Raw genomic sequence first — 11,213 nt, forward strand, 5'->3', positions numbered from 1 at the left:
TAACCGAACGGACACGCTATGAGACGTATGCGACGTGTGAAGATCGTGGCGACCCTCGGGCCCGCCAGCCACGACGAAAAGATGATCGAGGAACTGGCGCGCGCCGGCGCCGATGTGTTCCGCATCAATATGAGCCACGCCAGCCACGAAGTGCTGCACCAGACCGTGGCGCGCATTCGCAACGTCGAAAAAACCCTGAACCACCCGCTTGGTGTTTTGGTCGACCTGCAAGGTCCCAAGCTGCGCGTGTGGAAGTTCGCTGAAGGCAGCATCCAGCTAACCGCCGGCCAGAAATTCATCCTTGATAGCTCCGATACGCCCGGCACCGTCGAGCGCGTTTACCTGCCCCACCCGGAAATCATCGAAAGCGTATCGGTGGGCGACCGCCTGCTGCTCGATGATGGCAAGCTGCAGCTGCGCGCGACCAAGGTCGGTGACGGCGCCATCGAGACCGAAGTGGTCTATGGCGGCAAGCTCTCGGACAAAAAGGGCGTGTCCTTGCCCGATACGCTCCTGCCCACTGGCGCCCTGACCGAGAAGGACCACAAGGACCTGCTCGAAGGCCTCAAGGCCGAGGCCGACTGGATCGCTCTGTCCTTTGTGCAGCGCCCCGAGGACATCATCGATGTCCGCAAGATCGTCCAGGGCCGCGCGGGCGTCATGGCCAAGATCGAAAAGCCCCAGGCCATCGATCGCCTCGAGGAAATCATCAAGCTGTGCGACGCCATCATGGTCGCGCGCGGCGATCTGGGCGTCGAGCTGCCGCTTGAAACCGTACCGGGCCTGCAAAAGCGCATGATCCGCATGTGCCGTCGCTACGGCAAGCCCGTGGTGGTCGCCACGCAGATGCTGGAATCGATGATCACCTCGCCCGTGCCGACCCGCGCCGAAGTCTCGGACGTGTCGATTGCCGTGTTCGAGGGCGCCGACGCCATTATGCTGTCGGCCGAATCTGCCTCGGGCCAGTACCCGGTGGAAGCGGTCGCGACCATGAACAAGGTCGCCGTGGCAGTGGAAAGCGACGCCAATTACCGCGGCATCATCCGCGCCGCCCAGACCGAACCGGAGGCAACCGCCGCCGACGCGATCTCGGCTGCTACCCGCCAGGTCGCCGAAACCCTCGATCTCGCGGCGATCGTCACCTACACCGCCTCGGGCTCCACCGGCATCCGGGCGGCCCGCGAGCGGCCCTCCAAGCCCATCATCCTTCTCTCGCCCAATCAGCGCACCATCCGGCGCATGTCCATCTGTTGGGGCGTACATTGCGTGCAAACCGAAGACGCCGCGAGCCTTGAAGACATGGTCGATCGCGCCTGCATCATCGCCTACCAGGAAGGCTTTGCCCGCCCTGGCGACCGTATCGCCATCACCGCCGGCATTCCCCTGGGCACGCCCGGCGCCACCAATATGCTGCGCATCGCCTTTGTCCGCCAGGACGGCGCCGGCTCCAGCTAAGCGCGCGACACGGCACCACAACAAAGCCCGCCCTTTGGCGGGCTTTTCTTATGAGGTCGACGGCATCGGCACCAAGCTCGTGCACCACCGGGTGCCACCCAAGGTCGAATACGGGCTGACAGCGTGGAGCTAGTCGCTTTGCCCCGCCCTCGACGCGCTGCTGCAATGGGCCGAAGCCAGGCGCCCTGAACTCTGGCGTCCCCTAAAACCCTAAAACCCTAAAGCCAACCCTTGCGCTTGAAATACAGGAACGGCAGCAAGGCCGACAGCACCATCAGCCCAATCGCCCAGGGATAGCCCAGCTGCCAATGGAGTTCGGGCATATGCTCGTAGTTCATGCCATAGATCGACGCCACCAGGGTTGGCGGCAGGAACACCACGGCAGCCACCGAGAAGATCTTGATGATCTGGTTCTGCTCGAGATTGATCATGCCCAGCGTCGCATTGAGCAAAAAGTCCAGCCGGGCCGACGATGCCCGTGCATGCTCGCCCAGCGAAGTGGCATCGCGTTGGATCAGCCGCACCAGATAGCGGCTTTCCTTGTCGTCGGACGTGTCCTCGACTGCCGAATAATAGGTCACGAGCCGCGACATGCTCACCAGGCTCTCCTGGATCATCGTCAGCAGCTCAGCCTTCTGCCCGATCTGGGAAATAACCTTTTCGAGGCTGCGCGTCTTCTTGTTGGCCTTGGCTTTGGTGGTGTTGAACACCTCATGGGACAAATTGTCGGTTTCGTTGCCAATCCGCTCCAGCGCGTCCGCCGTGCGGTCAATCATCGCTTCGATAAGCCCGAGCATGATTTCCTCGCCCGAGCCGTGCACTGCCCCCTTCGCCCGCTGCGCCCGGTTGGTGTAGGCCAGGAAAGGTGTGGGCTCGGCATAGCGGACAGTGACCAGGGAATTGTTCTTGAGGATGAAGGTGATCGGCGTCTTGATCGGCGTTTCCGTGTCCAGATGAGCCAGACCCGTAAGGGTCATGAAAATCGCGCCATCTTCCATATAAAGCCGGGCCGAGAGCTCAATTTCCTCCATCTCGGCACGGCTGGGCACGTCGACGGCCAGCAGCCGCTCGACTTCCCGGACGTCCTCGTCACTGGGGCTGATCAGGTCGAGCCAGATCGGCACGGCACCGGTGTGGCCGCTTTCAAAGGGCACGAGCCGATCCTGGGTCCGGGTATAGATGCGCAGCATGGCAGCTCCTCGTTCTGGGTGGCGAGCTTCATGGACAAACCAGTGCCTGCTCAAGGGGTGAAACGAACGGCGCCGCGAAGCGCTCCTGCCGCGCGAGCATCATTGTCGTCTGGCAGGCGCCTGCTGCGTCCTTGGAGGCCACCAGCAAGGGAGAGGCATGTTGTCCCCATCCGTGCCGCCAATTACGCTCTGTACTGAGCTCACGCGTCCTGAACCCGGTCCCGGCCTGCCATGATCCCCACCATCACCGCCTTTGCCGATTCTCCTGATCAAGGTGCGGGCCTCGCCCGCGACATGCGCGTGCGCTGGGCGCTCGAGGAAGTGGGGCAGCCCTACCATGTGCGCCTCGTGTCCTTTGCCCAGATGCGCCAGCCCGCCCATCTGGCCCTCCATCCCTTCGGACAAATCCCGACCTACGAGGAGGGCACGCTCACCCTGTTCGAATCGGGCGCCATCGTCCTGCACGTCGCCCAGCAGCATCCCGGCCTCCTCTTGCCCGAGGAACCCGACGCCCGCGCCCGCGCCATGACCTGGATGTTCGCGGCTCTATCAACGGTCGAGCCGCCCATTGTCGAGCTCGAAATCGCCGAACTCCTTGAACGCAACGAGAGCTGGTCGCAGCAGCGCCTACCGCTGGTGAAGGATCGCATCCACCACCGGCTGCGCCAGCTTGCTGCCTTTCTGGGCACCAAGGACTGGCTTGATGGCGCCTTCAGCGCCGCCGATCTGATGCTGGTGCATGTGCTGCTGCGCTTGAGCGGCGCCGGCATCCTCGAGCATTATCCCGATCTCTGCCGCTATCTCGCCCGCGCTCAGGAGCGCCCGGCTTATCGGCGCGCCTTTGCCGCCCAGCTCGCCGTCTTCACCGCCACCCGGCCCTCAGCTTGAGGCCGGGCGTTTCTCAGTTTCCACACCCCAGATACGACAAAGCCCGCACAAGGCGGGCTTTGCAGAAACTTGCATGAGCAAGCAGATCTTAGCCCTGGCGGGCCTTGAAGCGCTTGTCCACCTTGTTGATGATGTAAACGCGGCCGCGACGGCGGACGAGCTTGTTCGCGCGGTGGCGAGTCATCAACGCCTTCAGCGAGTTGCGGACTTTCATCTTGATATCCTCGGGTCAAACAAAAGGGGCGCCTAGGCGCCCGGAACTTGCGGGCATTCATAGGGATTTCCCCCTGCCCTGTCAACGCGGCACAAGCGGAGTTTTCACCCTCTTTTCACCGCTTTGCGCACCCCGGCAGGCTCGGCAAGCCGGGGCGCCGATTCCCTTGAGCCTAGTGCCCCAGCACCGCGTCCTCAGGCACGCCGATCTCGCGCCAGCGATGGCAGGCAACGAGCCGCCCATCTTCGATGGTTTCGAGCACTGGCCGCTTTTCCGCGCAATAAGGCTTGGCGAAGCGACAGCGGGTGCGGAACGGGCACCCTGAAGGCGGATTGATCGGCGAGGGGATTTCCCCCCGCAGCGCATCCACATTGCGTTGCCGCGCCAATCTGGGGTCGGGAATGGGCACGGCCGTCAGCAGCGCCCGTGTATAGGGGTGCTTGGGGTCCTCATAGATCTCGTCCCCCGTTGCCAGCTCCACGATTCGCCCGAGATAGAGCACGAGGATGCGGTCGGACACATGCCGCACGACGCTCAGATTGTGCGAGATGAAGATCAGCGTCAGCCCGAACTCTTCCTTGAGTTCGGCGAGCAGGTTGAGGATCTGCGCCTGGATCGACACGTCGAGCGCCGAAACCGGCTCGTCGCAGACAATGAGCTTGGGCTCGGTGATCAGCGCCCGGGCAATGCCGATGCGCTGCGCCTGCCCGCCCGAAAACTCGTGCGGATAGCGGTTGATCATCTCGGGCAAGAGGCCCACCGCCGCCATGATCTTGAGTACGCGGGCCCGCCGCTCGGCCTTGTTGAGCTCGGGCCGCAGCGTGCGCAAGGGGTCGGCGATGATGTCGCCCACGGTCATGCGCGGATTGAGCGAGGCCAGCGGGTCCTGGAAGATGATCTGCAAGTCCTGCCGGCGCTTGCGCATTTCCTCGGCCGGCACCCGGGTCAGATCCTGCCCTAGCCACAGCACCTGCCCCTCGTCTGGCGCGATCAGCTGCAGGATGCAGCGCCCGAGCGTTGACTTGCCGCAGCCGCTTTCCCCCACAATGCCAAGGGTCTCGCCCTTGCGGATGGAAAAGTTGATGTTCTCGAGCGCCGTCAGCGTCAGCTTGCGGCTGAATAGGCCGACGGAAATGGAGAAGGTCTTTTTGAGATCCTTGATCTCGAGCAGGTTGATCGGGGTCTGGTCCATCAGGCGACCTTTCCATAGGCCATCGGGCCCTCATAAAAGCAGGCTTTTTCGCGCCCATTGCCGGTGTCCATCAGCGGCGGGCGCTCTTCGAGGCACCGGTCAAAGCAGAACGCGCAGCGCGGATTGAACGAGCAGCCCTTGGGCAGGTTCTCCAGGCTTGGCGGCAGCCCCTGGATCGGGTCGAGCCGCTCGGCCCGCTTGGCGATATGGGGCGTCGAATGCAGCAGCCCCAGCGTATAGGGATGGCGCGGATGGTAGAACAAATCGTCCACCGTGCCCTTTTCCACCGCCCGGCCGCCATACATCACCATCATGCGGTCGGCGACGCCGGCAACGACCCCCAGATCATGAGTGATCAGCACCAGCGAAGTGCCGAAGTCCTCGGTCAGCGTCTTGAACAGCTCCAGCATCTGCGCCTGCACCGTCACGTCCAGCGCCGTGGTCGGCTCATCGGCGATCAGGATCTTGGGCTGGCACAGCAGCGCCATGGCGATCATGACGCGCTGCCGCATCCCGCCCGAAAGCTCATGGGGAAAGCTGTTGGCGCGCTTGGCCGGTTCAGGAATCCCGACGCGCTCAAGCATGTCGACGGTGGCGCGGGTGGCGGCCTTCTGCTCGAACCCGCGATGCTTGACCAACACCTCGGCCAGCTGCGTGCGGATGCGCAGCGTCGGGTTGAGCGAAGTCATGGGATCCTGAAAGATCATCGCGATGTCCCGGCCGCGATAGCGGTCGAGCTCATTGGGTCCCAGCGCCAGCAGGTCCACATCACCCATTATAGCGCGCCCCGAAGCGCGCCCGTTCTTGGCCAACAGGCCCATGATCGACAGAAAGGCCTGGCTCTTGCCCGAGCCGCTTTCCCCCACCACAGCCAGCGTTTCACCCCGCGCGAGCGTAAAATTCATCTCGCGCACCGCCTGCACTTCGCTTTCGTGCAGCGCGAAGGTGACCGACATATCCTGGACGTCAAGTACGTGCTTCATTTCAATACAGGGCCTTTCTGGCGCGCCGGGCACGAAGCCGGGCAGCGCTTAGCGATCCTTGGGATCCAGCGCATCGCGCAGGCCATCCCCGATATAGGTGAGGCAAAGCAGGAGGGTGACTAGCACCACCGCCGGGCCGATCAGCATCCAGGGCAGCGTTTCCGCCACGGGCGAGCCGAACGAGATCAGCGTTCCAAGCGAGGTCTGCGGCTCTTGCACCCCTAGCCCCAGATAGGAAAGGAAACTCTCTGTGAGGATGATCTCCGGGACAGTTAGCGTCGCATAGATCACTACTGGCCCGGTCAGATTGGGCACGATATGGCGCATGATGATGGTCCAGGGCTTGGCCCCGCCAGCCCGCGCCGCCTCGACGAACTCCCGCTCCTTGATCGACATGGTCTGCCCGCGCACGATCCGCGCCATTGTCAGCCATTCCAGGCACCCGATGCCCACGAACAGCAGCACGGGATTGCGCCCGAAGATCACCACGAGAATGATGACGAAGAGGATATAGGGCAGCGCGTACATGATATCGACAAAGCGCATCATTACCGCGTCGACCTTGCCGCCGAAATAGCCGGCGACCGCGCCATAGATCACCCCGATCACCACCGAAACCAGCGTAGCAACGCCGGCCACGATCAGGCTCATCTGCGTACCCTGCATGATGCGGGCGAGCATGTCGCGCCCGTTCTGGTCGGTGCCTGCAAAGTGCCCGTTCTCGAAATTAGGGGGCTTCCTGATCGCGCTCCAGTCGATCTTGTCATAGGTCCAGGGCAGCAGATACGGGCCGACAAAGGCGAAGAGGATGATGAAGCCGATCAAGAAGATCGACACCACCGCCGCCTTGTTGCGCACGAGGCGCCGCATCGCATCCTGCGTCAGCGACCGCCCCTTGGGGCCGTCCTCCAGTGCCTTGGCATAGTCGGAAAGAATGGCGTCCTTGCCTGTGATGCCGGCCATCAGCGCAACCTCACCTTGGGGTCGAGCCAGGCATAAAGCAGGTCAACCACGAGGTTCACGGCCAGAATAATAAACATGTACAAAATGGTCGTTCCCAGCACGAGGCCGTAGTCGCGGTTGAGCGCGGCGCTGATGAAATACTTGCCGATCCCCGGCAGTGCGAAGATCTGTTCCACAACGAGCGAGCCGGTCAGCAGATAGCTCAACCCCGGCCCCAGATAGGACACGACGGGCAGGAGCGCCGGCTTGATGGCGTGCCGCGCAAGGATCAGCCGCGTGCCGAGGCCCTGGGAACGGGCGGTGCGCACATAATTGGTGCCCAGCACTTCGATCATCGAGCCGCGCATCAGCCGCGCCGTGCGCCCCGCATGGGGCAGCACCAGCACCGCCACGGGCAGCACCAGATGGACGATCGAGCCGTTCTGCCAGCCGCCCGCCGGCAACCAGCCCAGATACACCCCGAACACCAACTGCAAGATGCTGCCGATCAGGAAATTGGGCACGACGAGCCCGATCATCACCAGCATGACGAGCAGGTAGTCAGGCCACTTGTTCTGGTTTACCGCCGAAATGGCACCGGCAATCAGCCCCACCACCGTGCCGATGATGAAGGCGGTGAAACCCAGCATCAGCGTGAAGGGCAAGCCGATCCACAGCATCTGGGACACGGTGAAGTCGTTGTAGACCATCGAGGGTCCGAAATCGCCCTGCAGCAGCCGGCCGATATAGATGAAATACTGGCTGATCAGCGGCTGGTCGAGGTTGTAGTGGGCCCGCAGATTGGCCAGCGTTTGCGGCGGCAACGCGCGTTCGCCGTCAAAAGGACCGCCCGGGGCCAGCCGCAAAATGAAAAAACACGCCGTCACGGCGATCAGCGCCACCGGCAAAGCCGACAGCACGCGCCGCAAAGCAAATCCGAACATGGGTGAACCTTTCTGGTCCCCCGCAGCAGCACCGCGGTGCGCTCGAGGCGGAGGATGCCGGCGCCACTCGTGGGCGGCGCCGGCGCTAGTGTTATTCGGCCTTGGTCAGCCAGCGTGTACGGTGGATGTCCTTGGCATTGTTGACAAAGCCGGTGATCGAGGGCGTCACGACGTTCTGGGCGATATACCAGTAGATCGGGATCGCGCCGGTTTCATCCATGGCGATCTTTTCGGCATCGCCCAGCATCTTGGCCCGAACGGCCAAGTCAGACTCGGCAGCGGCCGACTTCACCAGCGCATCGAACTCGGGGTTGGAATAACGGCCATAGTTGTTGCCCCAGTTCATCTGGCCATCCTGCATGATGCCGGTGGTCAGGAGCTCCAGCGTGTTGGACGGATCGGAATAATCGAGCAGCCAGCCGGCACGGCCGACCTGGAAGTCCCCGGCGCGCAGCGCGTCATAGTGCACGGCGGTTTCGGAGTTGAAGAGCTCGGTCTTGATCCCGATCTGCTCCCACATGGAGGAGATGGCGACGGCCACGCGCTGGTGGTTGTCATTGGTGTTGTACTTGAGCTGCACGGGCAGCGGGTTGGAGGCATTATAGCCCAGCCCTTCCATGATCGCCTTGGCTTGCGCCACGCGCTCTTCATAGGAGAGACCGATCCATTCGGGCTGATAGGGCTCGACGCCCTCATAGTTGGCAGTGCCTTCGGGCACCCAGCCATAAGCGGGCAATTCGCCCGTGCCCAGCACATCGGGGCCGATCACGTCGCGATTGATCGCCATCGACATGGCCTTGCGCACCTCGGCATTGTCGAAGGGGGCTTTTTCCTGGTTGATCACATAGTAATAAACGCCCAGGAACGGGGCGAAGAAATCCTGCCCGGGCAGGTTGGTCTTGATCCACTCGGCCTGGTCAGCCGGGATATCAACGAGGATGTCGTATTCGCCGGCACGATAGCGCGCGAGGGCCGCGGCCAGGTCATCCTGCACGAAATAGTTGACCTCATCGATCTGCACATTGGCAGCATCGTAATAGGTCTCCGACTTGACCGACTTCACATAGGAGCCGGGCACCCATTCGGTGATCTTGTAGGGACCATTGCCCACGATGTTCTCGGGCGCCGTCCAGGCATCGCCGACCTTGTCGACCACATGCTTGGGAATGGGATAAGCGGTGTAGTGGGTCAGCGCCTGGAGGAAATAGGGCGTCGGGCCTTCAAGCGTGATCTCGACGGTCTTGTCGTCCAGCGCCTTGACGCCCAGTTCATTGAAATCGGTGAGGGCCCCTTCCGCCAGTTCCGAGCCATTCTTGATGGGGAACTGCAGATAGGCATATTCCGACGCGGTGGCGGGATTGAACAAGCGCTGGAAGGCAAACACAAAGTCTTCTGCCGTTACCGGCTCGCCGTCGCTCCACTGAATGCCGTCGCGCAGCTTGAAGGTATAAACCAGCCCGTCTTCGGAAACGGTATAGCTTTCGGCCTGGCCCGGAATGGCATCGGCATTGGCGTCTTCAGCCATCAGGCCTTCGATATAGTCGCCGATGATCCGGTTTTCCCAGTCGCCCGAGGCCTTGTGCGGGTCGAGCGAGCCGGGCTCGGAGCCGTTCATCATGTTGAGCGTAACAGCGGAGGCCGCGCTGCTCATCAGCAGCGCCATGGCGCTCGCTACTGACACAGCCCTAAGAGTTTGCGCGAATTTCATGCTCGTCCCATCTCCTTGTGGAAGTCCTGATGTCGATTCTTGTGTGCCCGCTTTGCCGCGGTTGCCTTGTTTACCGGCAGTTTTGACCTGCCGGTCAATTTCTGGACGGTAAACCGCCTTTCCGCCCACTGACAAGCAAAACCTTGACCTATGCGTCAACGTAACCACGGCTCGCACAATATAGGCGGCAGTAGACGTCCCTCCCGGCCATGCAGAGGCGCTGCAACATTACAATTTTCGCAAAATAGTGCAGAACTAGCCGCCGAGAATACCTGAGCGTTGCACTCCATATATGGCGAGCGCCACCACGATCAGCAGTGCAAAAGGCAGCCAGGCTGGTGGCTCGCGCCGTTTGCGCGGGGGCTGTTCCGGCTTTTTCTCGATCCGGCGAAACTTGACCACATTGTCCTTCACGCCGCCCGCTCCACAATCGCCGCCACGCCCTGTCCACCTGCCGTGCAGACCGACAGCAGGGCCCGCTGCCCCTGCCCTTCGGCCAACATCTTGGCCGTCAGCCCCAGAATGCGCGCGCCCGTTGCCGCAAAGGGATGCCCATAAGCGATGCTCGATCCCTTGCGGTTGATCCGCTCGGGATCGATCGGCCCCAGCACCTCCTCTCGGCCCAGCTCGCGCCGGCAATAATCGGGATCGTTCCAGGCCTTGAGCGTGCACAGCACCTGCGCGGCAAAGGCCTCGTGCAGCTCGAACAGGTCGAAATCGGCAAAGCCCAGTCCCTTGCGCGCCAGCATCTCGGAAACGGCAATCGTGGGAGCCATCAACAAGCCCTCACCATGGGCGAAGTCATTGCCCGCCACCCGCCCGGCCGTGAGATACGCCAGCACCGGCAGCCCGCGCTCGCGGGCCCAATCCTCGCTCGCCAGCAGCACCGCTGCCGCCCCGTCGGTGAGCGGGGTCGAGTTCGCCGCCGTCAGCGTGCCATGGCCCGAACTCTTGTCGAATGCCGGCTTGAGATCCGCCATCTTGGCCAGATTGGCATCCGCCCGCACATTGTTGTCGCGGTCGAGCCCCGCGCAGGGCACCAGCAGATCGTCGTGGAAACCTTCGTCATAGGCAGCCGCGGCCTTGCGGTGGCTGTCTACCGCCCACTCATCCTGCGCCCGCCGGGTAATGCCCCATTCGCGCGCCATCAGCTCGCAATGCTGCCCCATCGACAGCCCCGTACGCGGCTCCTGGGTAGAGGGCGCCACCGGCGTCAGCTCCCCGAGCGAGAACCCCTTGAACACACCAAGCTTGTCGCGCGTGGTGCGCGCCTTGTTGAGATCGATCATTCGGTGCTGGAACTTGTCGCCAAATACCACCGGGCTGTCGCTGACGCTGTCGGCACCGGCCGCAATGGCGCTGTCGATCTCGCCCGTCGCGATCTTGGCCCCAAGGCTCAGCGCTGCCTGCAGGCTCGTGCCGCAGGCAATCTGCATTGTCGTGCCGGGCGTGCGCGGTGACAGGCCCGCATCGAGCAGGGCTTCGCGCGCCAGGTTGAAATCGCGGCTATGGCTGATCACCGCCCCCCCGATCACCTCGTCGATCTTTTGCCCCTTGAGCCCGAACTTGTCAGCCAGCCCGCCCAGCGCCGCCGCCAGCATCGAAAGATTGGTTTGCTCGCTATAGGCCGTGTTCCCCCGCGCAAACGGGATCCGCGCCGACCCCACAATCGCGACTTTGCGCAGTTCAGTCATCTT

General features: G+C 62.8%; 11 protein-coding genes. 2 read left to right on the plus strand and 9 right to left on the minus strand.

Annotated features, from left to right (window positions below; genetic code table 11):
- The first annotated feature begins 18 nt into the window (after positions 1-18).
- On the plus strand, positions 19-1,455 hold the full coding sequence (gene pyk, locus ELX51_RS13455; RefSeq protein ID WP_127754006.1) for a pyruvate kinase: 1,437 nt from the start codon (positions 19-21) through the stop codon (positions 1,453-1,455).
- Positions 1,456-1,673: 218 nt separating this feature from the next.
- Here pyk and corA read toward each other — a convergent pair whose 3' ends face one another.
- The gene (corA, locus tag ELX51_RS13460; protein WP_127754007.1) at positions 1,674-2,645 is read right to left on the minus strand and encodes a magnesium/cobalt transporter CorA; all 972 of its coding nucleotides are present in this window, start codon (positions 2,643-2,645) and stop codon (positions 1,674-1,676) included.
- Between the two features lie 231 nt (positions 2,646-2,876).
- On the opposite strand from corA, the gene ELX51_RS13465 reads away from it, so the two are divergent.
- On the plus strand, positions 2,877-3,533 hold the full coding sequence (locus tag ELX51_RS13465) for a glutathione S-transferase family protein (protein ID WP_127754008.1): 657 nt from the start codon (positions 2,877-2,879) through the stop codon (positions 3,531-3,533).
- Positions 3,534-3,621: 88 nt separating this feature from the next.
- Here the strand turns inward: ELX51_RS13465 and ykgO are convergent, their stop codons facing one another.
- The 8 genes from ykgO to ELX51_RS13500 form a co-directional block, all read right to left on the minus strand.
- Positions 3,622-3,747 carry a type B 50S ribosomal protein L36 gene (gene ykgO / locus ELX51_RS13470; protein ID WP_046139985.1) on the minus strand — a complete coding sequence of 42 codons (126 nt, stop codon included), beginning with the start codon at positions 3,745-3,747 and terminating at the stop codon, positions 3,622-3,624.
- Between the two features lie 172 nt (positions 3,748-3,919).
- On the minus strand, positions 3,920-4,939 hold the full coding sequence (locus ELX51_RS13475; RefSeq protein WP_127754009.1) for a dipeptide ABC transporter ATP-binding protein: 1,020 nt from the start codon (positions 4,937-4,939) through the stop codon (positions 3,920-3,922).
- A complete protein-coding gene (locus ELX51_RS13480) occupies positions 4,939-5,922 on the minus strand; it encodes an ABC transporter ATP-binding protein (protein ID WP_127754010.1) in 984 nt (327 codons plus the stop codon). Before ELX51_RS13480 ends, ELX51_RS13475 begins: the two co-directional genes overlap by 1 nt.
- A gap of 48 nt (positions 5,923-5,970) precedes the next feature.
- Complete coding sequence (locus ELX51_RS13485; RefSeq protein WP_127754011.1) at positions 5,971-6,885, minus strand: ABC transporter permease subunit; 915 nt, start codon at positions 6,883-6,885, stop codon at positions 5,971-5,973.
- A complete protein-coding gene (locus ELX51_RS13490) occupies positions 6,885-7,808 on the minus strand; it encodes an ABC transporter permease subunit (protein WP_127754012.1) in 924 nt (307 codons plus the stop codon). Before ELX51_RS13490 ends, ELX51_RS13485 begins: the two co-directional genes overlap by 1 nt.
- 91 nt (positions 7,809-7,899) lie before the next feature.
- Positions 7,900-9,516: a peptide ABC transporter substrate-binding protein gene (locus tag ELX51_RS13495; RefSeq protein WP_127754013.1), complete on the minus strand. Its 1,617-nt coding sequence runs from the start codon at positions 9,514-9,516 to the stop codon at positions 7,900-7,902.
- Positions 9,517-9,771: 255 nt separating this feature from the next.
- Positions 9,772-9,930, minus strand: coding sequence for a hypothetical protein (locus tag ELX51_RS20075; RefSeq protein ID WP_164854869.1), 159 nt, complete (start codon positions 9,928-9,930; stop codon positions 9,772-9,774).
- Positions 9,927-11,210: an acetyl-CoA C-acetyltransferase gene (locus ELX51_RS13500; RefSeq protein WP_127754014.1), complete on the minus strand. Its 1,284-nt coding sequence runs from the start codon at positions 11,208-11,210 to the stop codon at positions 9,927-9,929. Before ELX51_RS13500 ends, ELX51_RS20075 begins: the two co-directional genes overlap by 4 nt.
- Between the last annotated feature and the right edge of the window lie 3 nt (positions 11,211-11,213).

It is taken from the genome of Devosia sp. 1566 (assembly GCF_004005995.1).
Taxonomy (GTDB): Bacteria; Pseudomonadota; Alphaproteobacteria; order Rhizobiales; family Devosiaceae; genus Devosia.